At 72.6% G+C, this 21,688-nt stretch carries 20 protein-coding genes and 2 pseudogenes; 10 read left to right on the top strand and 12 right to left on the bottom strand.

Annotated features, from left to right (window positions below; translation table 11 throughout):
* Window positions 1-17 precede the first annotated feature (17 nt).
* The 5 genes from QC282_RS01130 (at window position 18) to QC282_RS01110 (ending at window position 6,024) form a co-directional block, all read left to right on the top strand.
* Window positions 18-815, top strand: coding sequence for a nucleotidyltransferase domain-containing protein (locus QC282_RS01130; RefSeq protein WP_279547217.1), 798 nt, complete (start codon window positions 18-20; stop codon window positions 813-815).
* A 365-nt stretch (window positions 816-1,180) separates the two neighbouring features.
* Window positions 1,181-3,301 (top strand): FUSC family protein, encoded by a 2,121-nt coding sequence (locus tag QC282_RS01125; RefSeq protein ID WP_279547216.1) that lies wholly within the window; start codon window positions 1,181-1,183, stop codon window positions 3,299-3,301.
* Between the two features lie 162 nt (window positions 3,302-3,463).
* On the top strand, window positions 3,464-4,828 hold the full coding sequence (locus tag QC282_RS01120) for an amidohydrolase (protein WP_279547215.1): 1,365 nt from the start codon (window positions 3,464-3,466) through the stop codon (window positions 4,826-4,828).
* A 122-nt stretch (window positions 4,829-4,950) separates the two neighbouring features.
* Entirely contained in the window at window positions 4,951-5,640 is a 690-nt protein-coding gene (locus QC282_RS01115; protein ID WP_279547214.1) for a DUF899 domain-containing protein, read from the top strand.
* Window positions 5,641-5,841: 201 nt separating this feature from the next.
* Entirely contained in the window at window positions 5,842-6,024 is a 183-nt protein-coding gene (locus tag QC282_RS01110) for a hypothetical protein (protein WP_279547213.1), read from the top strand.
* Between the two features lie 236 nt (window positions 6,025-6,260).
* On the opposite strand, the gene QC282_RS01105 is transcribed toward QC282_RS01110, so the two are convergent.
* Window positions 6,261-6,701 carry a hypothetical protein gene (locus QC282_RS01105; RefSeq protein ID WP_279547212.1) on the bottom strand — a complete coding sequence of 147 codons (441 nt, stop codon included), beginning with the start codon at window positions 6,699-6,701 and terminating at the stop codon, window positions 6,261-6,263.
* The gene (locus QC282_RS01100; protein WP_279547211.1) at window positions 6,692-7,315 is read right to left on the bottom strand and encodes an ATP-binding protein; all 624 of its coding nucleotides are present in this window, start codon (window positions 7,313-7,315) and stop codon (window positions 6,692-6,694) included. The genes QC282_RS01105 and QC282_RS01100 overlap by 10 nt, the downstream gene beginning before the upstream one ends.
* A 220-nt stretch (window positions 7,316-7,535) precedes the next feature.
* Between QC282_RS01100 and QC282_RS01095 the strand changes: the two genes are divergently transcribed.
* A complete protein-coding gene (locus QC282_RS01095; protein WP_279547210.1) occupies window positions 7,536-8,396 on the top strand; it encodes a helix-turn-helix transcriptional regulator in 861 nt (286 codons plus the stop codon).
* The gene (locus QC282_RS01090; protein WP_279547209.1) at window positions 8,397-8,672 is read left to right on the top strand and encodes a DUF397 domain-containing protein; all 276 of its coding nucleotides are present in this window, start codon (window positions 8,397-8,399) and stop codon (window positions 8,670-8,672) included.
* A gap of 151 nt (window positions 8,673-8,823) precedes the next feature.
* Here the strand turns inward: QC282_RS01090 and QC282_RS01085 are convergent.
* The 3 genes and pseudogenes from QC282_RS01085 to QC282_RS01075 form a co-directional block, all read right to left on the bottom strand.
* Window positions 8,824-8,997: pseudogene (locus QC282_RS01085) on the bottom strand (PLP-dependent aminotransferase family protein); the annotation flags it as partial.
* Between the two features lie 33 nt (window positions 8,998-9,030).
* Window positions 9,031-10,518 (bottom strand): annotated as a pseudogene (locus QC282_RS01080) (glutamate synthase subunit beta).
* A gap of 113 nt (window positions 10,519-10,631) precedes the next feature.
* Complete coding sequence (locus QC282_RS01075; protein WP_279547208.1) at window positions 10,632-11,111, bottom strand: DUF1772 domain-containing protein; 480 nt, start codon at window positions 11,109-11,111, stop codon at window positions 10,632-10,634.
* A gap of 296 nt (window positions 11,112-11,407) precedes the next feature.
* Between QC282_RS01075 and QC282_RS01070 the strand changes: the two genes are divergently transcribed.
* The gene (locus tag QC282_RS01070) at window positions 11,408-12,040 is read left to right on the top strand and encodes a uridine kinase (RefSeq protein WP_279547207.1); all 633 of its coding nucleotides are present in this window, start codon (window positions 11,408-11,410) and stop codon (window positions 12,038-12,040) included.
* A 156-nt stretch (window positions 12,041-12,196) separates the two neighbouring features.
* Window positions 12,197-12,625 carry a CBS domain-containing protein gene (locus QC282_RS01065; protein WP_279547206.1) on the top strand — a complete coding sequence of 143 codons (429 nt, stop codon included), beginning with the start codon at window positions 12,197-12,199 and terminating at the stop codon, window positions 12,623-12,625.
* Between the two features lie 24 nt (window positions 12,626-12,649).
* Here the strand turns inward: QC282_RS01065 and QC282_RS01060 are convergent, their stop codons facing one another.
* The 5 genes from QC282_RS01060 to QC282_RS01040 all read right to left on the bottom strand — a co-directional run bounded on the left by QC282_RS01060 (window position 12,650) and on the right by QC282_RS01040 (window position 18,594).
* Window positions 12,650-13,777 carry a magnesium and cobalt transport protein CorA gene (locus QC282_RS01060; protein ID WP_279547205.1) on the bottom strand — a complete coding sequence of 376 codons (1,128 nt, stop codon included), beginning with the start codon at window positions 13,775-13,777 and terminating at the stop codon, window positions 12,650-12,652.
* Between the two features lie 339 nt (window positions 13,778-14,116).
* Entirely contained in the window at window positions 14,117-14,419 is a 303-nt protein-coding gene (locus tag QC282_RS01055; RefSeq protein WP_279547204.1) for a hypothetical protein, read from the bottom strand.
* 100 nt (window positions 14,420-14,519) lie between these two features.
* Window positions 14,520-15,803 (bottom strand): hypothetical protein, encoded by a 1,284-nt coding sequence (locus QC282_RS01050; RefSeq protein WP_279547203.1) that lies wholly within the window; start codon window positions 15,801-15,803, stop codon window positions 14,520-14,522.
* Window positions 15,804-15,826: 23 nt separating this feature from the next.
* Window positions 15,827-17,302, bottom strand: coding sequence for a PepSY domain-containing protein (locus tag QC282_RS01045; protein WP_279547202.1), 1,476 nt, complete (start codon window positions 17,300-17,302; stop codon window positions 15,827-15,829).
* 134 nt (window positions 17,303-17,436) lie between these two features.
* On the bottom strand, window positions 17,437-18,594 hold the full coding sequence (locus QC282_RS01040; protein ID WP_279547201.1) for a sigma-70 family RNA polymerase sigma factor: 1,158 nt from the start codon (window positions 18,592-18,594) through the stop codon (window positions 17,437-17,439).
* A gap of 347 nt (window positions 18,595-18,941) precedes the next feature.
* Here QC282_RS01040 and QC282_RS01035 point away from each other — a divergent pair, with 347 nt between their 5' ends.
* On the top strand, window positions 18,942-19,733 hold the full coding sequence (locus QC282_RS01035) for a class I SAM-dependent methyltransferase (protein ID WP_279547200.1): 792 nt from the start codon (window positions 18,942-18,944) through the stop codon (window positions 19,731-19,733).
* A 44-nt stretch (window positions 19,734-19,777) separates the two neighbouring features.
* On the opposite strand, the gene QC282_RS01030 is transcribed toward QC282_RS01035, so the two are convergent.
* Together QC282_RS01030 and QC282_RS01025 are read right to left on the bottom strand one after the other, a co-directional pair.
* The gene (locus tag QC282_RS01030; protein WP_279547199.1) at window positions 19,778-20,695 is read right to left on the bottom strand and encodes a carbohydrate kinase family protein; all 918 of its coding nucleotides are present in this window, start codon (window positions 20,693-20,695) and stop codon (window positions 19,778-19,780) included.
* Window positions 20,692-21,600, bottom strand: coding sequence for a pseudouridine-5'-phosphate glycosidase (locus QC282_RS01025; protein ID WP_279547198.1), 909 nt, complete (start codon window positions 21,598-21,600; stop codon window positions 20,692-20,694). Before QC282_RS01025 ends, QC282_RS01030 begins: the two co-directional genes overlap by 4 nt.
* Window positions 21,601-21,688: the final 88 nt, after the last annotated feature.

The raw sequence follows: 21,688 nt of genomic DNA, 5'->3' as shown, positions 1-21,688 counted from the left end.
CGGCAGGAGCCGCCGCCGTGTCCTCCCGTACCGACCAGGCCTTCCTCGACACCGTCGCCGACCGGCTCGCCGCGCTGCCCGGCGTACGGGCCGTGACCCTCGGCGGCTCCCGCGCGCAGGGGTCCGAACGCCCCGACAGCGACTGGGACCTGGCGCTCTACTACCGCGGCGCCTTCGACCCCGCCGACCTGCGGGCCGTCGGCTGGCCCGGCGAGGTCTCCGAGATCGGCGGCTGGGGCGGCGGCGTCTTCAACGGCGGCGCCTGGCTGACCGTCGAGGGACGGCGCGTGGACGTGCACTACCGCGACCTCGACGTCGTCGAGCACGAGTGGGCGGAGGCCGAGGAGGGCCGCTTCCGCATCGAGCCGCTGATGTTCCACCTCGCGGGCATCCCGACGTACCTCCTCGTCGCCGAACTGGCGATCAACAAGGTCCTGCGGGGCAGCCTGGAACAGCCCGACGGCTATCCGAGCGCGCTGCGGGAGAACGCCCCCGGCCGCTGGTACGGCATGGCCGCCGCCACCCTCGCCTACGCCAAGGCCGGCCATGCTCCCAAGGGCGCCGCCACCCAGGTCGCGGGCGCGATCGCGCTCGCGACGACCCACACGGCACACGCGGTGATGGCGGCGCGCGGCGAGTGGGTCACCAACGAGAAGTGGCTCGTCGAACGCGCGGGACTGGGCGGCGTCGACACCCTGCTGAGCGGCCTGCGACCCGACCCCGAAGCGCTGACCGCGGTCGTCACGGAGGTCGACGAACTCCTCACCGGGGCGGTGGCGGCGTTCAGCAGCGACGGGGTGGCGTCTTCTCGGTGACGGTGACGGTGACGGTGATGGTGATGGTTTCGTTCCGTCGGTGAGTCGGTGAGTCGGTGAGTCGGTGAGTCGGTGAGTCGGTGGGTGCGGGGTCGGTTTCGTTGTCGGCGCCGACCGTATGGGGCAGGTCGGCGCGACAGGCGGCCTCCTCCGGCGCCTGCCCCTCCCGCGCTCGCCCGTTCCGCGCACGCCCCTCCCGGGTTCGTCCGCCGCGAGACCCGCACGGAAGCCCGGCGTCACGCCGCCGAAACGCAGCCGTTTCCTCCCCTCCAACAACGCGGCCTACCCTGGACACCACACCCCGCCAGCCCGGCCACCGTCGCCCGAAGGCTCACCCCCGCCCTCGACCAGACGACTGGAGCCCCGTGTCGCGCCGCGCCGCCCCCGTCCTTCCGCCCTGGCTCGCGCACGCTCTGCGTGCCCACCGGGAGCCCGTGCCGTGGAGCGCGGTGACGCGAGGGGCGTTGGCCGCAGGGCCCCTGCTGCTCGCCGCCGTCCTCGCCGGCCGGGCCTCCCTCGGTGTCGTCGCCGCCATCGCCGCCATGCTCGCCGGCATCAACGACCGGCCCGGCAGCCGCCGCAGCTCCGTCAAGCGGCTCGGCCTGCCCGCGCTCGCCGGCGCCGTCGGCCTGTTCGCCGGGACCTGCGCCGGGGACCACGCCGGAGCCGTGGCCCTGACCCTCGGGCTCACCGTGCTCGGGTTCGCGGCAGGCAGCCTCAGTGCCGTCGGGCCCGTCGCGTCCGCCACAGGTACCCAACTGCTCGTCGCGACCGCCGTCGGCGCCGGGATGCCACTGCCCGACCCGGGCTGGCACAGCACCCTCGCCTTCCTCGCCGGCGCCGGGTGGCTGCTGCTCCTGCGGCTCGCGCTGCCCACGCCCGGCGCCCTGACCGGCGACTTCCGCTTCGACGGGGAGCGGCAGGCCGTCGCCGGGGTCTACGACGCGATCGCCGCACTGCTCGACGCCGCCGGCACCCGGCACGCCACCGCGCGCCGCGCCGCCCTCACCGCCGCCCTCGACCAAGCGCAGGACGCCCTCGCCGGACCCCGGCTGCGGCGCTGCGCCTCCGGTGCCGCCGAACGCCGGCTGCACGCGCAGTACGCCGCCGCCCTCCCGCTCGCCGAGGCCGCCACCGCCCTCGCCTGGGCCGGGCAGGGCGTCACCGCCCGGGCGTCCGAGGGACCCCGGCGGCTCGCCGCCGCCGTACGCGGTGGCACCCACACCGGGCCGCTGCCCGCCCCCACCCGCACCGGCCCCGCCCTGCGCGCCCTGGACGACGCCCTGCTGCACGCGGCCGAGGCCTTCGACCGGGCCGCCGGCGGCGACCTGCACACCCGCCGGCGTACGGCCCGGAACCGGCTCCGCGCGGTCGTCGGCGCCGGTGGCCGCGAATACGGCCTGCGCGTCGCCCTGTGCTTCGGCGTCAGTGCCGCCGTGGCCCAGGCCCTGCACCACGCCCAGTGGTACGGGCAGCACGCGCACTGGTACTGGCTGCCCGCCACCGCCGTCTTCCTGGTCAAGCCCGACCTCGGCCCGCTCGCCTCGCGCGTGCTGTGCCGGGCGGCCGGGACCGTGCTGGGCGCCGTCGTCTTTGCCGCCTTCGCGGCGGTGCTGCCCCGGCCGGAAGGCCTCGTGGCGCTCGTCGCAGTCTGCGGCGCGCTGATCCCCGTCGCCACCCGGCACTTCGCCGCCCAGACCGCCGTCGTGACCGTCCTCGTCCTCGCCCTGGTGATGGCCGGCGGCGAACCACAGGCATCCGTCAGCCGCATCGCCGAGACCCTGCTGGCCTGCGCCATCGTCCTGGTCGTCGGACACCTTCCGATGCCGGGGCAGCGCGCCGGCGGCGTACACGCCCGGCTCGCCACGGCGGGCGGTGCCGCGCACGCGTACCTCAGCCACGTACTCGGCGAGGGCCGCGCGCTCGGCGAGGGCCATGTACTCAGCGAGCGCCATGTACTCAGCACGAGCCACGTACTCGGCGAGGGCCGCGTACTCAGCGCGGGCGACGCTCTCGGCGAGGGCCGCGCGCTCAGCGAAGGCCACGTGCACAGCGAAGGCCACGTACTGCACGACCGCTACTCGCGGCACCACCGCCACTCGCCGAACGACAGCCGCCTGCCCGGCGAAGCCCTCGCCCCGAGCGATAACCGCCTGCCAGGCGCAAGCCCCGGACCTCATGACCAGCGTGCCGCGCGCTGGACCCTGCGCCGTGAGGCCTACCGGGCCCTGGCGGAGGCCCGTGCCGCCATCGCCCGCGCCTCCGCCGAACTGCCCGCCCTGGCCCGGCACACCGCGGGCACCGACGAGATCGCCGCCACCCTCGAACGGCTCGTCGACACCACCACCGCCTGCGCCGTGCACCTGGACGACACCGGCCGGCTCACGCCCCGGCACACCGCACGCCTCGCCGAGCTGCTGGACGAACTCGCCGTCCGGCGCCGGGAGACCGGTGTGCACCTGCCGGGTCTCTCCCTCGCCGGATAGCCACGGATAGTCAGGGATAGTCGTGGATGGTCATGGAGGGTCCTGTATGGCACCAGGCGGCACCCAATGGGCCTGGTGGGTCCGATCGTCCTGATGGACCCCGACAGTCCCGGACCGTCCGGGAGTCTCCTCCGCCCGGCCCGCGCGTCGTACCGTGGCGGGATGAGGCCTGCCACCGCGGAAGTCACCGTCGACCTCCTCATCACCGGCTGCACCGTCCTCGTGCACGACGACGAGGAACGGATCGGGTTCGCGGAGGACGCCGCGATCGTCGTGCGCGACGGCGTCGTCCAGGCCGTGACGACCGCGGCCAGCACCGACGGCCTGTCCGCCGCCGAGCACATCGACGCGCGCGGCCAGGTCGCGATGCCGGGGCTCGTCAACTGCCACACCCACGCGCCGATGGTCGCGCTGCGCGGTCTCGCCGAGGACCTGCCCACCGAGGAGTGGTTCAACGACGTCGTCTGGCCCGTCGAGTCCAACCTCACCGCCGAACTCGTCGAACTGGGCGCGCGGCTGGCCTGCGCCGAGATGATCCGTGGCGGCGTCACCTGCTTCGCCGACCACTACTTCGCCATGGACGCCGTCGCCGCAGTCGTCGCCGAGTGCGGTATGCGGGCCCTGCTCGGCGAGGCCTTCTTCTCCTCGCAGGGACCCGAAGGACGGGAGAGGTCCCTCGGCTTCGCGCTGCGCCAGCGCGGCACCGCCGGCGGCCGCATCACCACGGCCCTCGCCCCGCACGCCCCCTACACCGTCACCGACGCCGACCTCGCCGCCACCGCCGAACTCGCCCGCGCGCACGGCCTGCCCGTCCACCTGCACGCCGCCGAGAACCGCGACCAGACCGACGTGAGCCTCACCCGGCACGGCCGCACCCCCATCGAGGTCCTCGCCCACACCGGCATCCTCGACACCGACGTCCTCATCGCGCACGGCACCGGCATCCTCGAACACGATCTGCCGCTGCTGGCCGCCGCCGAGGGCCGTACCGCCGTCGCCAGCGCGCCCCGCGGCTACCTGAAGTTCGCCTGGCCCACCACCACACCGGTGCGGGCCCTGAGCGACATCGGCGTCCCGGTCGGACTGGCCACGGACGGCGCCGCCTCCAACAACACCCTCGACGTGTGGGAGTCGATGGCGCTCACCTCGCTGGTCCAGAAGTCCACCGAGGGCGACCCGCGCTGGCTGACGTCCCGCCAGGCCCTGCACCACGCGACGCTGCAGAGCGCCCGCGCCGTCGGCCTCGGCGACACCGTCGGCAGCATCGCGCCGGGCCGCCGGGCCGACATCGTCCTCGTGGACCTCACCGGACCGCACACCCGGCCCGTCCACGACCTCGCCGCCACGCTGGTGCACAGCGTCCGCTCCGCCGACGTCCGCACCACGATCGTGGACGGGCGCGTCCTGATGCGCGACCGCGAGCTGCTGACGATCGACGTGGCGGCGGTCGCGGAGGAGCTGGAGGCGCGGCTGCCCGCGCTCGTGGACCGCGGTCACGGCCGGCGCATCCAGGAGTACGACACCTGAGCGGGCTGGAACCCCAGCTCGCCCCGTCTCGTCGGAGCGTCGGAAAAAAATCGGCGCCGAGCGATGAGTTCTGCACAGCGCCGCGGTCACCACAGAGATCGGACCGCTGTACAGGAGGGCCCATGTCGCTTCCGGAGATCGTCTCGCGCGAGGAGTGGCGCGCCGCACGCGAGGAACTGCTCGCCAGGGAGAAGGAGGCCACGCGCGCACGGGACGCGCTCAACGCCGAGCGGCGCAGACTGCCCATGGTGGAGGTCGACAGGGAGTACGTCTTCGAGGGCGGCGACGGCGAGGCCTCGCTCCTCGACCTCTTCGAGGGCCGTGACCAACTGGTCGTCTACCACTTCATGTTCGCGCCCGAGTGGGAGGCGGGCTGCCGCAGCTGCTCGGCCTTCCTCGATCAAATCGGGCATCTCGCCCATCTCAAGGCGCGCGGTACGTCGTTCGCGGCCGTGTCCCGGGCGCCGTACACCAAGATCCTGCCGTTCAAGGCGCGGATGGGCTGGACGGTGCCCTGGTACTCCTCGTGCCTCTGCGACTTCAACCGGGACTTCGACGTGACGCAGGAGCACGAGGGGGAGCTCGTGGAGCGGCCCGGCCTCAGCTGTTTCCTGCGCGACCGCGACCGGGTCTTCCACACGTACTCGACGTACGAGCGCGGTCTCGACGGGCTCGGCTCGACCACCAGTCTGCTCGATTTGACGGCACTGGGGCGGCAGGAGGAGTGGGAGGAGCCCAAGGGGCGTGCGTCGGCTCTCGGAGCGCCCGCGGGCAGCGCGCGCATTCGGTACCACGACGAGTACGAGGACTGAAACGCCACCTGGGCGCGAAGGGAAACGCCACCCGGTACGCGGAGGGAAACGCAGCGTAATCGCGCACCCGAAATGCTGAGATTGTTCCCACATTCGGCGGTGAACGAGTGTCAACTATGTCTCATTACCGTCACTTCACGAGGCGTTCCGGGCCTCCATGGCGCTTTACTACACGAGTACAGCGCTACATGGAGGTGCAGGGTGAACGGGCGAACGGTGCTCGAACGCTTTCCCGCCGGCGGGCCGCGCGGCTCATGGCCGGCGGAGGAGTTCGCGCAGGCGCGGCGTCTGGAGGGCCTGCCCGCCGAGGTCGTCATGGATCTCGCGACGGACATGTTCCTGGTGGTCGTGCCGAGCGACGTGGCAATCGACGCGGTCGCGTGAACTCGGCGGCGGCGCGCACACCTCTTCGCCGCATACCTCTTTGCGCTGCAAGGGGGTCCGGCGCTAAGGGTCTTTTCGTCCTTCAACCCTTTTGGCTCTTTGCGTCGGCCAGGTCTCTTCGAGCCGGCTGAGCCTCGGATGTCTCCGGGCCATTCGGGTTCTTTGTTCCTTGCCCCGTGGATTGCTCGGCGCTGTTTTCCCGGCCCTTCGGGCCCGGCCGAGTCCTTTGAAATGCTTCAGGCGCTGACCGGTCGTGACCAGGCCGGCGTCGTGCCCGTCAGGCGGCACAGTGCGAGGTAGAGCGGAATGGGCGGCGTGTAGGGGACCATTCCGTCCGGCCGGTGGATCAGACCCGGCGCGCTCGGCATGTCGGGGACGACCGCACCGGTGGCGTAGCGCGCGGGCGCGGGCCACTCCAGGGCGTAGTCGGAGTCGGACGGAACGATCCACCACCAGTGCGTCTCATCGGCGTAGACGCACCCCACACGGGGCAGCCGGGGCATCACCAGCGGGCCGAAGCGGGCGGGAATCGCCACCGCGTCGCAGCCCAGCGGGGCCGTCATGTCGTCGGGCACGATCAGTCGCCGGGGCGTAGCCACCGGACGCAGTCCGCGCTGCAGGCCGACCAGCGTGTCCAGGCACATGGCCCGGCCGCCGGACGCAGCCCTCACACCCATTCGGCCCCCGATCCCGTGTGTGCTTCCGCTTCGTCCCCCTCGCCCGAACCGCCGGACGCACCCGGCTTCGGGCGGGCGCCCCAGCCCAGGTCGTTGCGCGGTTCGGACGGGTCGCGCGGTGTGTCCGCCTTGCGCGGCAGTTCGGCCCAGACCAGCAGTCCCGGGCCGTGCTCGTGGGCGCCCCAGGCGTGGCACATGGCGTCGACGAGCAGCAGTCCCCTCCCGTGCTCGTCCTCGGGGCGCCGCCGGGACGAGGCGTGCGGCTGACCCGGTGCGCATCCCTCGTCACGCACGGCTATGCGGACCAGGTCGTCACCGTCGTGTAGCTCGCACACTATGTGCGTGCTGGCGGTGTGCACGATCGCGTTGGTGACCAGCTCGGACACCACGAGGGCCGCGGTGTCGCAGGTGTCCTCGCACACCGACCAGCCGTTCAGTCGTGCGCGTGTCAGGCGTCTGGCCTGCGCGGGAGAGCCCGGATGTGCGGCCAGTTCGAAGCGGAACCGGCGCTGGGCAGCCGCCCCGTGAGGGGTGACTCCCGTGACGGCGCCGAGACCGATCGGGTCCGTGGCGGCGTCTGTTCCTAAGGGCGCGGACGGAATCACGCTTGCCACTATCTCCCCGTCGTGAACACTTGGCAAGTGTCACTCTGAAAAATGCAGAGTGCTGTGTGACGCGGTGAGACGTCGTGGCACACTGCTCGCAACAGCACGTCGAGCGGCGCCAATTGAGATCAAGAAGACCGTCCCGGTCTTCGAACGGGTCTTCGAATGGCGCCGCCGGGCTGTCGGGATTCTTTCGGGAACCCGCTGTGGATTCTTCTGGAGGTGGAGCGTGAGCGAACCGCGGTCCGCGCCGACGGTCGGACAGGTCGTCCTCGGTCGGCGCCTGCTGGACCTGCGGGAACGCGCCGGGATGAAGCGCGAGGAGGCCGCTGCCGTCCTCCGCGTCGCGCCCGCCACGGTCCGCCGCATGGAGACGGCCGAGGTCGCGCTCAAGATCCCGTACCTCCAGCTGCTGCTGAAGGCCTACGGCGTCCCGGAGGACGAGGCCGACGCCTTCGTCCAGCTCGCCGAGGACGCCAACAAGCCCGGCTGGTGGCAGCGCTTCCACGACATCCTGCCCGGCTGGTTCTCGATGTACGTCAGCCTGGAGGGCGCCGCCGGCCTGATCCGCAGCTACGAGCCCCACTTCGTCCCCGGTCTGCTCCAGACCGAGGACTACGCGCGCGGGGTACTGCGGTCCGGAGCCATCGGGCAGACCCGGCCCGAGGACATCGAGCGGCACGTCGCTCTGCGCATGCAACGGCAGGAACTGCTCACCCGTAAGGACGCCCCCCGGCTCTGGGTCGTGATGGACGAAACCGTGCTGCGCCGCCAGGTCGGCGGCCCGGAGGTGATGCGTGCCCAGATCGACCGACTGCTCGAGGCCGCGGAGCTGCCCCACGTGACGCTGCAGGTCGCGCCGTTCGCCAACGGGCACCACCCCGGCACCTACGGGCCGTTCGTGCTGTTCCGATTCGCCGTGCCCGAGCTTCCGGACATGGTCTACAGCGAGTACCTGACCGGCGCCGTCTACCTCGACGCGCGTACCGAGGTGGCGACCCACCTCGAGGTCATGGACCGCATGGCGGCGCTGGCCGCCACGGCACATCGCACGAAGGAGATCCTGCGGGATCTCCGCAAGGAGCTGTGAATGAACCGCATCAAACCCCAGCCCCAGCCGCGGGTCCGCACCGAGCGGATCTACAACGGCATGCCCGCGCGGGAACTGGGCAGCGAGGGCTGGCACAAGCCGTGGAGCGGCGGCAACGGGGGCAACTGCCTGGAGGCGATGAAGCTCGCCGACGGCAGGATCGCGGTGCGGCAGTCCACCGACCCCGACGGGCCGGCGCTGATCTACACCTCCGACGAGATGACGGCCTTCATCGAGGGCGCCAAGGCGGGGGAGGCCGACTTCCTGTTGTCCTGAGCACGCTTTTCTGAGCACGTTCTGCGTTGATCATTAACAGCTGCTTCCTCCCGCCACCCGTCGTCCGCCACCCCGGACGGCGGGTGGCGGCGTGTGCCGGCCCCACGGCGTCGGCACCGGCGTCTCGCCGGCCGGGCCCGGACCGTTCGCTCGGCGCCAGCCGCAGCACGGCGTGCCGCCCCGCCGCCACCCCGGTCACCCCGATGCGCGGGGAATGCGCGGCGAGGGCCGCGACGAGAGGGTCCCGGCGGCTCCGGTACCGCTGCCGCATGCGCCGCACATGACGGTCGTACGGTATGGAGGCCAGGAAGTCCGCCAGGCTCAGTCACCTCCCCATGGGCCGGGCTGTACCAGGCCCTCACACCACCATCGGCCGGTCGTACGGGCCTATCGGCGCGGGCAGTTGCGTGGTGCCCGTGAGGTGGCGGTCGACGGCCGCCGCGACCGCCCGGCCCTCCGCGATCGCCCAGACGATCAGCGACTGCCCGCGCGCGGCGTCGCCGGCGGCGAACACGCCGGGCACGTTGGTGGCGAAGCCCGCGTCCCGCGTGATCGTCCCGCGCGGATCGAGCTCCAGGCCCAGTTGGTCGACGAGCCCGTCGCGCCGGTCGGGCCCGGAGAAACCGAGGGCGAGCAGCACCAGGTCGGCGGGCAGCGTCCGTTCGCTGCCCGGCACCGGACGACGCCCCGCGTCCACCTCGACCACACGCAGTGCCCGCACGTGCCCGTCCGCGTCGCCCGTGAAGCGGAGCGTCGACGCCGCGAACAGCCGCGCGTCGGCGTCCGCGGCGGGCGCCGTCCGCAGCTCGCCCGCCTCCTCGTGGGCGGCGGACAGCCGGTAGATCTTCGGGTACGTCGGCCAGGGCTCGGCGTCCTCGTCGCGCTCCGTGCCGGGCCGGGCCTAGATGTCCAGCTGCGTCACGGACGCGGCGCCCTCCCGCACCGCGGTGCCCAGACAGTCCGCTCCGGTGTCACCGCCGCCGACGATGACGACGTGCTTCCCGGCGGCGGACAGCGGGGACGCCTCCAGGTCCCCCTCGCACACCCGGTTGGCCAGCGGCAGATACTCCATGGCCTGGTGGACGCCGGCAAACTCCCGCCCCGGCACGTCCAGTTCCCGCCACGCCGTCGCCCCCGTGGCGATCACCACGGCGTCGTAACGGGCCCGCAGAGCGGCGGCGTCGACGTCCCGCCCGACCGCCGTCGACGCGCGGAATCTGGTGCCCTCGGCCCGCATCTGCCCGATCCGCCGCTCCAGATGACGCTTCTCCATCTTGAACTCGGGGATGCCGTACCGCATCAGCCCGCCGATCCGGTCGTCCTTCTCGTACACGGCGACGGTGTGCCCCGCCCGGGTCAGCTGCTGTGCCGCCGCCAGGCCGGTCGGCCCCGAACCGATCACCGCGACCGTCCGCCCCGACAACCGCTCCGGTGGGCTCGGCCGCGCGAAACCCTCCTCCCAGGCCCGGTCGGCGACGGCACACTCGACGTTCTTGATGGTCACCGCGGGCTGGTTGATGGCGAGCACACAACCCGCCTCGCAGGGCGCCGGGCACAACCGCCCGGTGAATTCCGGGAAGTTGTTGGTGGCGTGCAGCCGGTCGGACGCCGCCCGCCAGTCCTCGCGGGACACCAGGTCGTTCCACTCGGGGATCAGGTTGCCGAGCGGGCAGGCGTCGTGGCAGAAGGGGATGCCGCAGTCCATGCACCGGTCGGCCTGCCTGCTGATGATCGGAAGCAGCGCCCCGGGGACGTAGACCTCGTGCCAGTCCCGCACCCGCTCCTCGACCGGCCTGCGCGGCCAGTCCTCGCGCGGCGTGGTCATGAAACCCCTGGGATCGCCCATGGCCGTGTTCCTCGGATGCGCTGGTGGCGGGCCGTGCGTCGTCGGGCGGCACTCTTCCGGCCACAATACGTCGCATCCGCCACCGGCGCAGAGCCGTCGCAGAGCGCTTCCGGTCAGGTGAGCGCCAGCAGATAGGACAGCGCGGCCGCGGCCGAGGCGACCGTGCGTATGTGGTTCCACGCCGTCCACTCGCGCAGGTACACCGACCAGTAGGCCGCCGCCTCCTGGGTGCCCGGCTCCATCTCCTGCAGCGTGTTGTTGCGCGGGACGTTCGCGGCGGCGGTCACCCCGAACGAGCCGAACAGGTACAACGCGCTGCCCAGCAGCAGTTCCACCACCGCCCCGTCGGGCCAAACCACGAACGTCACCACGGCCGTCACCGCGGCCAGTACCGCCGACCCGGCGAACACCAGCATGAACGCCGGCCGCACCGCCGCCACGTTGATCGCCTGCATCGCGGCGACGCCCTGCGCAGGTGGCAGCGCCGCCAGCCCTCTCATCACGAAGACCGAGAAGCCGCAGAACACCCCGGCCGTCAGCCCGGTACCGAGCACCGCCAGCACCGTCAGTACGAAGAACGGTCCGTCGATCATGCCGATGTCACCCCCGTCAGAACCTGAAAACCCGACCCCGGGAAGACCGGCCCGCGGCCGTCCGTCCCCCCGTCACCACCAGTGAAGCCCCGCCCGAGCACGACGACCACGGCCGAGCGGCACGGCCCCGTACGCGAACGCCCAGGGATCCCGGAGTGCGCAGGCCGCGCCCGCCCGCCCCCCGTGACTCTGCCACAGCCGGACGCCGAGCCGGGCCGCCCCGGCCGCCGGAAGGATGACCCCGTCCGGGACGGGAGGCCCGTCGAGCCCGTCGGCGGACGGCGCATCATGGGCCTGTGCGACTCGAAGCGATCACCTGGGACCGGCTCGGCGACCTGCTCGCCGAGCGCCTGCTCGACCTGGAGCCGGCCGACGGCAGTCCCTGGCCGCGCGTCGCCCTCGACGGTGCCCCGGCCGCCCGCCCCGGCGACCTCGCCGAGCGCGTCGGTGAGGCGCTGCGCGTGCGCGGCCGTCCCTCGCTCGTCGTGGGCACGGAGGGCTTCCTGCGCCCGGCCTCCCTGCGCCTGGAGTACGGCCGCCAGGACCTCGAGTCCTATTACGGCGGCTGGTACGACACCGGCGCCCTGTGGCGCGAGGTGTTCGGCCCTCTCGACCCCGGCGGCGACGGACGCGTCCTGCCCGACCTGTGGGACCCGGTCACCGACCGCGCCACCCGCAGCCCTTACGTCCAACTCCCGCCCGGTGGCGTCCTGCTGTTTCACGGTCCCCTCCTCCTGCGCCACTGGTTCCCCTTCGACCTGACCGTCCACGTCCTGCTCTCCCCGGGCGCGCTGCGCCGCCGCACTCCCGAGGCCGACCACTGGACCCTGCCCGCCTTCGAGCGCTACGAGGACGAGAGCGACCCCGCGGCCACCGCCGACGTCCTGGTCCGAGCCGACGACCCGAATCACCCGGCGTGGAACGGGTGAACCGGCCGGTCCCCGGCGCCGCCGGCGAAACGGCAACCGCACCGGCAAGCGCCCCGGCTCCGGATGCGAGTGCGGGGTGACGCGGTGAGGATGTAGACGCCGGGACCAGCGGTGCGCCCCGCGCCGCGCCGGCCGTCCGGCCCCAGGAGGTACCGAATGACCACCGCCGGAGACATCATGCACCGCGGCGCCCAGTGGATCCCCGCCCACGAAACCCTGGACCGCGCCGCCCAGCTGATGCGCGAACTGGGCGTCGGCGCCCTGCCCATCAGCGACGAGAACGAACGGCTCTGCGGCATCCTCACCGACCGCGACATCGTCGTCGGCTGTGTCGCCATGGGCCATGACCCGGCCCGGGTCACCGCGGGCGACATGGCCCAGGGCACCCCGCGCTGGATCGACGCGAACGCCGACGTCGATGACGTCCTCCGGGAGATGCAGGAGCACCAGATCCGCCGGCTGCCCGTCATCGACAACAAGCGCCTCGTCGGCATGATCAGCGAGTCCGACCTCGTCCGGCACCTGGCCGACGACCAGATCGCGAGCTGGGCGGAGAGCGTCTACGCCAAGAGCTCCGCGCGCTGAGCCGCCCGGCACGCCCCGAGCGCGTCACAGCCAGCCGTTGCGCCGGAAACCCCGGTACAGCACCAGGCAGGCGGCGGATATGACGCCGAGGACGAGGGGATAGCCGAACCGCCAGTGCAGCTCCGGCATGTGGTCGAAGTTCATGCCGTACATCCCGCACACCATCGTCGGCACGGCGATCACCGCGGCCCAGGCCGTGATCTTCCGCATGTCCTCGTTCTGCGCGACCGTGACCTGCGCGAGGTGCGCCTGAAGGATGGAGTTGAGCAGTTCGTCGAAGGCGGCGATCTGCTCGACGGCCCTCAGCAGATGGTCCGAGACGTCCCGGAAGTAGGCCTGTATCTCCGGGTCGACCACGCGTATGGGCCGCGTGGCGAGGTCCTCCAGGGGACGGCTCAGGGGTACCACCGCCCGTTTCAGCTCCAGCAGTTCACGCTTGAGCTGGTAGATCCGGCCGGGATCGACCCGGGCGCCCTGCTCGGCGAACACGGCCGTCTCGACCTCGTCGATGTCCGCGTGCACCGAGTCGGTGACGGACAGATAGTCGTCGACCACATGGTCCGCGATCGCGTGCAGCACGGCGGAGGGTCCCTTGGCGAGCTGCTGCGGTTCGGACTCCAGCTCCTCGCGCAACGGGCCCAGCGAGCCGTGCCGCCCGTGCCGCACCGTGACCACGAAGTCCTCGCCGACGAACACCATGATCTCGCCCGTGTTCACCACCTCGCTGGTGGCGGTCAGTTCGTCGTGCTCGACGTAGCACACCGTCTTGAACACCGCGAAGAGCGTCTCGCCGTACCGCTCCAGCTTGGGCCGCTGATGGGCCTCGACGGCGTCCTCGACCGCCAGCGGGTGCAGGTCGAACAGTTCGGCGATGCCGGCGAACTCGCGGCTCGTCGGCTCGTGCAGCCCCAGCCAGACGAAACCCTCGCCGCTCTTGCGGACCTGCCGCACGGCATCCACCAGGTCACCTCCCGTGGGGACCCGGCAACCGTCCTGATACGTCACGCAGTTGACCACCGAGGAGCCCAGCGGGGACCGGGCGGGGTGGCTCAGGTCGACGCGCGGGCGCCGCCGGGCCAGCCGTGCCACTCTGCGCAGGCCACTCACACCGCCGATGGTCCTGACCTTTCGCAGATTCCCTGCCATGGACATCTGGATCTCCTTGCGTGGATCTCCTCGCGCCGCGTTTCCGCGCCCTGATCGGGCCAGTTTGCCAGCACGGCACGCATGGCGGACCAGCCTGTGGAAACGGAATGTTCCGCTTTGTTCCCGCGGCGTCGCGCCGGGCGCGGGCGTGATCCTGCCGCTCTCCCGCTGTGTTCCGGGCTGTGGACACGGCCGTGGGGACCGGGGGCGGCGCTGCCGGAAAACCGGGGTGCCTCCGGTCGTACACAGCGCTGCCGCTCGCAGCCGTGCGCCCGAGGCCGCGGTCGAGGCCGACGTCGAGGCTCAGGCCGGGCGCGTGGCTCGCGCAGCGGTGCCGGCCCCGTTCTACAGCACGTCCGCGGTGTGCAGTGCCGCGTAGGCCGGGATGATCAGGGCGCAGGTGAGCCACCAGGAGAGCAGGCGGTAGCCGACCAGTAGGCGGAAACCGGCGATGGCGACGGCCGCCCACGTCAGGGACATCAGCAGGGAGGGAATCGCCTCCTGAAACCTTTCCGCGGTCGTCCGCTCACCGAAGCCCCACCCGGCGAAGCTCGCCGCGACCACGGACGCGATCAGGAAGCAGCCCAGACAGGCCAGTCCCAGCACCCAGCGAATGATCCGTGTGCCAACCGTGTGCTGTTCGTTCATGTCGTCTTTCCTGTGCGGTGACCGCCGTGGACCGGCGCGGAGCCCTCGGCCGAAGCCGTAGGCCGCCCGCGCCGGTCCACGGCGCATTCAGGCGTTCTTCTCAGCGGGTGTACTGGTACTGCTGTGCCGAGCAGCCGCCCATCCAGCCCGCGAGGCACTTCGGGTCGTCCAGCGCGTGATCGAAGACCAGCTTCAGGTTGTACGTTCCGTCGGAGTACTGGTCGTAACGGTAGAACTGGTGATTCGGCATCTTGTCATGGGCGCCGTAGACCCAGTGCGAACCGTTCTGGTACAGGTCCTGCTGGTTGTCGTAGCTGATGTCGGCGATCCCGGTGCAGTACGGGTTGCCGACGTTGTGCTCGATCACCGTGCGGGCGTACCGGCCGTCGTTCTGCAGCGGCCGGATGATGAAGCCGTCACCGCCAGCTGTGCGCTGGGAGTCGTAGTAGTACGTGCTTCCCACCTTCCGGTAGCGCTTGGTGGGGCTGATGCCCTTCGACGTCCAGGTCGAGGCGCTGGTCCAGTAGTGGTTGGAGGCGGCCTTGGTGCGGTTCTTCCCGGTCTCGTAGCCGGTGCTCCGGCCGTCGCCCGAGAACCACGGGGCATTGTCGTCCGCCGACTCGCAGGGGAAGCCGAAGCCCCAGCTCTCCCCTTGCAGGTAGCTCATGGGGATGTACGTCTCGTACGTCGTACGGGACGTCGTCAGGGCGCGGACGTTCGCGGGCAGGGTGTCGCCGGGCTGGGCGTCGCCAGGGGTCTGCGACACGTCCGTGGTGGCCGGGGTCACCTCGACGCCGTAGGTGGAGCGGGTGACGGTGTCCTCGGTGATCTCCTCGGCGGGCAGGTCCAGCTCGGCGTCGATGGTGTACTCGGCGCTCTCGCCCAGCGCCGTCTCGGTCGGCAACTGCACGGCGGAGGTCGTGGTGAGCTTCTTGCCGTCGGCCGTGATCTCGTAGCCGGCCGCGTCCGGCAGGGCGCCCCAGCCGAGGGTGGTGCCGTCGGGGGTGGTGACGGCGGTGAGCGGGGTCAGGCCCGAGGCCGCGTCGGGGACGGTGGCCAGCGTCTTGGCGACCAGGCGTGGGCCCTGTCCGGTCAGCGCGACGACGAGGACGGAGACCGAGGCCGGGGCCTGGACGGGGAGCCTGGCGGCGGTCTGCTCACCGCGCCAGAGCACCTCGTGTGCCCGGTCGTCGATGACCAGGTAGGCGGTGGCGCCGGAGACGGCGGACCAGCTCAGTTCGACGCTGTCGTCGGTGACGGAGACGGCCGCCGGGGCCGCGGGGGTGGCCGCCTGCGTCGGCAACGCGCCACCGAGCAGCAGGCCGGCGGCGAGCACCGGCGCGAGAAGAGTGCGGCGCAGGCGCCGGGCGGGGTGGGATCTCATGATGTCGCTGTTCTCACTTTCTTTCAGGCCGTGGTGCGGGAGAGGACTTCGCCCGTGCGGGCGTCCATTTCGACTCGGTCCGCGTCCGGGACACGGGCGTCGGGCCGGCCCGTCGGGCCGCGGTCGAAGGTGACCGTCCAGCGGCTGGTGTTCCAGGTGTCGGCCACCACGGTGGCGGCCGTGGTGTGATCGCCGGTCAGCTCGCGGGCCGTGGCCTCGGCCTGCTCGGCGGTCACCGGGAAGGCGGCGCTGTCGGCTGTGCCCCGGGCGGCGGAGAAGTGGACGACCGCGCCGCTGCGCCGGTCCAGCTCCACCGTCACCTCACGGGCGGCGTCCCGGCCGTCGGCGACGGTCCGCCAGCGCAGCAGCCGCAGCGCGTCTCCCTCGATGTGGCTGACGGGCTCGTCGGTCACCAGCCGCCAGTCGGGGCCGAAGCCGGGGACGTTGGCCTTCGCGAAGTCCTGGGCGGCGGTACGGGCGTCGGCGGCGGACAGGCGCACCTCACCCTCGGTCGAAGGGGTGCCCACGGCGTCCAGGACGGTGCCGTCCTGCCGCTGCCGGTACTGGACGCCCTCGGCAGTCGTCACATCCGTCAGCTCGGCGCCGTCCGGGCCGTCGGTGGTGGTCGACGAGGTGGCGGTGAGCCCGCTGAAGGTGGTGAACGGGACGGTGGCGAGCGGCTGGCTGTTCAGCGGCTCACCGCTCCCGGCGGGCTTGAGCCTGACGCCGGCCGGGTTGCTGACAGCGCCCCGGATCACGTAGTTGTTCCAGCCCCCGGCGCTGCCCTCCTTGGCCACCAGGTCGGTACGGGCCCGGTACAGCGCGGTGCTGATGGTCACGCCGGTCTTGGCGTGGTAGCCGAAGCGGTCCCAGAAGTAGTTGCCCGAGTAGTTGGTCGAGCCGATCGACGTTCCGGAGGTGGTCGCCGGGAAGTAGACGAGGCCGCTGAAGCCGACGACCGAGTCGACGCCCCGGGACACGGCGGCGTCGTTGAAGCTGCCCCACGGGCCGTTCAGCGAGGTGTAGCAGCCCGCCAGCACCATCAGCCGCATGCCGTCCGCCTCGACGTACGGCAAGTACTCGGAGATGAAGCGGAGGTTGGCGTACGGGCTGACCACGTCGGTGGCCGTACCGGCGGCCAGGATCGCGTCCTGGGCGTCAGTGGGGCCCTCGTCGGTCTGGAAGATCCCGGCGTTGGCGTGGCCGAAGAGGCCAAGGACGGCGGCCCCGGCGCCGTCGTCGAACGTGTCGTCGGCGCTGCGGCCGCCCGTGTGGCCGAGGGCGCTGTAGCCCATGGCGTTCGCGGCGCTGGTGAAGCTGGTGACGCTGTAGCGGCTGTCCAGGCCGTCGTTGTAGCGCTGCCCGATGTTCACGCCGGACGCGGCCTGGGACGGGGACGACAGCAGGGCCGCCGACGCCACACCGGCCAGCGTGAGCGTGAGCCCGCCGCGCAGGGCGCGCGTGGCGCCGCCGCCCCTTCCGTCTCTGCTTCGAGCCACTGAGTGACCTCTCGTTCGCAGCTGCTGCCACTGCTGGTGGCACTGTCAGCCGCTCTACGGGGAGAGGCGGGGCTTGCGTCGCACGGATTCGCGTTTTTTGGTGGCGGATTCGACGGGTGGTGGAGGTCGGCGGTCTACTCGACGGGCGGTGGAGGGGTGATGCCGGTGGCCTCTGCGAATGCCGCCGAAGCCGTGTCCCCGGGGCCCGGAATGTCCGGCTTCGGCAGGGCGGGCACTTCGACTTGCGGCAGCATGGGCGCCTCTGGCAATGCCGGGTGGGCTATCTCTGGCAGGCCGGGGGCTTCTGGCAATGCCGGGTGGGCCATCTCTGGCAGGCCGGGGGCTTCTGGCAATGCCGGGTGGGCTATCTCTGGCAGGCCGGGGGCCTCTGGCAATGCCGGGCCGGCCGCTTCCGGCTGCCCCTGCGTCCCCGGGAGCTCCGGGATGTCCGCCGCGCGGTCGCCCCGGCCCGGTAGCGCGCCGCCGTGGGGCAGTCCCGTGGCGGGATCGCCCGCCGGGGCGGCCGAACCCTTCGGAGCCCTCAGCTCCAGGACCGTCTGTGCCATCGGGCTGCCCGGCTCCGGGGCCCTGGGCAACGGGCGCGCCGGACCGCTCCCCGGCGCGGAGCCGGACGTACCCGGGGTGAGCAGGCTCAGCCCGGCGAGCGTCAGCGTCACGGCGGCCGTCACCAGCGGCGCCACTCCGGCCGGTACACCGCCGCCCACCCCGGTCGAACGGCTGCCCCGCCATGGCCACAGCAGGACCGCCAGGGTGCCGGCCAGCACGGCTCGCAGCGTCTTGCGGGAGCGGGCCAGCAACGACTGAACGGCCCGGTAGCTGAGCCCCATCCGCTGCGCGATCTGCCCCAGCTCCAAACCCTCCGCCCGCAGCCCGAGCGCCTCGGCCTGCCGCCCGGGCAACTCCTCCCGGCCGCGCCGCGTGAGCCAGTGGGCCTCGGCCCGGTCGCACACCGGGTCCTCGACGGTGACGTAGCCGGGCAGCCCCCGCGCCGCCCGCCGGTGCGCCTCCGCCTCCCGGACGACCTGACGGTGCCGGTCGACACACAGCCGCATCGTCACCGTGGTCAGCCAACCGCCGAGCCGCTCGTCGTCCAGCTCCGGCCGCTCCATGGCCCGCACCATCGCCTCGTGCACGGCGTCCTCGGCGTCCTCCGGGCTCGCCGACCGTCGCCGGGCCACCCGTAGCAGCGCCTCCCGGTGCCCCCAGACCCGCTGCCACCGCTCGGTACGCTCCCGGTCCCCCTCGGCCCCCGTCTCGCCGTACGTGCTCACGACCCCGCTCCCTCCCGCCGTGCGCCGGCACTGTTCCGTCCCTGCTTCCGGCACGGAACCTAACCAACCCGACCTCGATCAGAAGGGGCGGGGCCCGGTGAGGGGCGTCCGGACGACGAAAGGACGGGGTCGACGCCCCCTCCTACGGGTCCTGTTGAAGCGCGAAGCCGAGACGGTTGCGCTCCCCGCGCCGCTTCGCGATCGGCTTCCGGGCCTCCTCGTCAAGATCCAGTGCTTGGCGCCAACGGCTGTACCGATGATCCCCACGGCCGGGACAGGCGCCGGGTGCGCGTCTCACCGGAGCGTCGCCCCCTACGGACAACCGGGACAACTGGGATGATCGGGGCATGACGCGAACCGACGGGTATCTCCTCGACGACCGGCCTGCCGATGCGGAGCGCTTCGACGCGTTCGCCGCACTCTTCGACGCCACCACGTTCCGGCACCTCGAATCCCTCGGCGTCGGACCGGGCTGGCGCTGCTGGGAGGTCGGCGCGGGCGGCACCTCCGTGGCGTTCTGGCTGGCGAAGCGGGTCGGCCCGACCGGGCGTGTCCTCGCGACCGACGACGACGTCTCACGCTTCGTCAGGGCCGTGCGCCCGCCGGTCGAGGTGCGCGTCCACGACCTGTGCGCGGACGACCCGCCGGCGGAGAGATTCGACCTGGTCCACGCCCGCCTCGGCCTCGCCCACGTGCCGGACCGGGAACGGGCGTTGCGGACGATGGTCCGGGCCCTGCGCCCCGGCGGACGGCTCCTGGTCGAGGACGCCGACCCCGCTCTGCAACCACTGCTCTGCCCCGACGAGTTCGGCCCGGAACAACAGCTCGCGAACCGGCTGCGGCAGGGCTTCCGCCAGATGCTCGCCGACCGCGGGGCCGACCTCGCCCACGGCCGCAAGCTGCCCCGGCTGCTGCGCGCCGTCGGACTGCGCTGCGTGGAGGCCGACGTGTACTTCCCGCTCGCCTCGCCCGCCTGCGCGGCTCTGGAGAACGCCACGATCCGCCAGATCCGCGGCCGGCTCGTCGCCGCGGGCCTGGCCACGGACGAGGACATCGACCGCCACCTCGCCAACGTGGCGTCCGGCGCCATGGACCTCACGACGGCCCCGATGATCTCGGCGTGGGGACGCAAGGCGTAGTCGACGCCACGGACCCTGAGGACGCGACCCGCCCTTCCCCGCCGTCAGTCCCGTGCGGGTGGTCTGCCGCCCACCCGCTCGACCGCCCGGGCGCCCGCCCGGCAGCCCTCCCGCGCCGCCCCCTCCGGATCCGCACCTGCCAGCAGGGCGGCGAGGAACGCGCCGGTGAAGGCGTCACCGGCCCCGGTGGTGTCCCGGGGCGTCGCGGGTTCGGCGGCCACCTGGGCCGTCACAGCACCGGACCGGGCCACCAGCGCACCCTCCGCGCCCCGCTTGACCACCACCAGCGGCACGCGCCGGCTCAGCTCGGCCGCCGCGTCCGCCGCCCCCGACCGCCCCGTCAGCAGACACGCCTCGTCGCGGCTCGGCAGCAGCACGTCCACGCCCTCGACGAGCGCCAGGAAGCGGTCCGTGCCCAGGTCCTTGAGGAAGCCCGCGGACGCCGGGTCCAGGCTCACCGGCACACCACGCGCGCGTGCCGACGCCACGGCCGCCGCCACCAGGGCACGGCTCGGCTCGGAGAACAGCAGATAGCCCGACAGATGCAGGCGGGCGACACCGTCCAGGAGCTCCTCCGACCAGTCGCCGGGCCCGAGCCGCAGCGAGGCCCCGCTGTCCGTGAGGAACGTCCGCTCGGCCGCCGCGTCCGTGTCGACCAGGCAGATCACCGTGCCCGTCGGCGCCTCCGGATCGACGACCAGCCGCGGCAGCACCCCGTGCGCGACGAGCTCACACTCGTGCCACGCCACGGCCTCCGCGCCCACCCGGCCGAACATCCGCACCTCCGGACACCCCCAGTGCGCCGCCCAGCAGGCCACGTTCGCACCGGCGCCGCCCGGCACCCGCCGGATCACCGCCGCCGTGTCCGTGCCCGCGGCGAGCGGCCCCCGGTGCCGGGCCACGACGTCAGTGATCACGTCCCCGGCGACCAGCAGCGCACCGCCCGCCCCCGGCCCGGTCACGCCCCGGCCCAGGCCGCCGCGATCCGACCCGCGAGCCGTACGTTTCCGCGCACCGCCGCCAGATTGGCGCTCAGGGAGGCACCGTCGGTGTGCCGCACCAGGTAGTCGAGCAGGAACGGCGTGACTCCCTGCCCGCTGACCCCCTGTTCCTCGCACGCGCGCAGCGCCTCGTCGAGCACACGCGCGTGCAGCTCCGGATCGAGCTGCTCCTCCTCCGGGACCGGGTTGGCGACGATCAGCGCCGACTCCGGCACGCCGAGCGCGTCCTGGGCCCGCATGACGTCCGCCACCTGGCCCGGCGTGTCGAGCCTCCAGTCGACCGGGTGACCGGAGTCGGACAGATAGAAGCCGGGGAAACGCCGCGTGCCGTACCCGGCGACCGCGACGCCCAGCGTCTCCAGGCGCTGCAGCGTCGCCGGCACGTCCAGGATCGACTTCACTCCCGCGCACACCACCGTGATCCGGGTGCGCGCCAGCAATCCCAGGTCGGCCGACTCGTCCTGCGTGACCGTCCACTGCCGGTGCACTCCGCCCAGCCCGCCCGTCGCGAACACCCGCACGCCCGCCAGGGCCGCCAGCAGGGCCGTCGCCGACACCGTGGTCGCGCCGCTCGCCCCCGACGCCACCGCGAGAGGCAGGTCCCGATGCCCCAGCTTGCGGATCCCGTCCTCGTTCGCGACACGCTCCAACTGCTGCTTGTCCAGCCCGACACAGGGCCGGCCGTCCAGCACGGCGATGGTCGCGGGGACGGCGCCCTCCTGCCGTACGGCCGCCTCCAGCTCCAGCGCCACCTGGAGATTGCGGGGGCGCGGCAGACCGTGCGCGATGATCGTGGACTCCAGCGCCACCACCGGCCGACCTGCGCCGATCGCCTCCCGTACCTCTTCGGACACCGTCAGCACCACGCGTCTGCCTCCTGTCTGTCGGTCTTCCCTCATCTCTGGCGAATGGTGTGCCGGGTCAAACCCTTGCCGCCGGTGCGGACCGGCGTGA

The sequence above is a fragment of the Streptomyces sp. DH24 genome (assembly GCF_029813775.1).
GTDB lineage: Bacteria > Actinomycetota > Actinomycetes > Streptomycetales > Streptomycetaceae > Streptomyces.
This window is presented reverse-complemented; position numbering and strand designations above follow the sequence as displayed.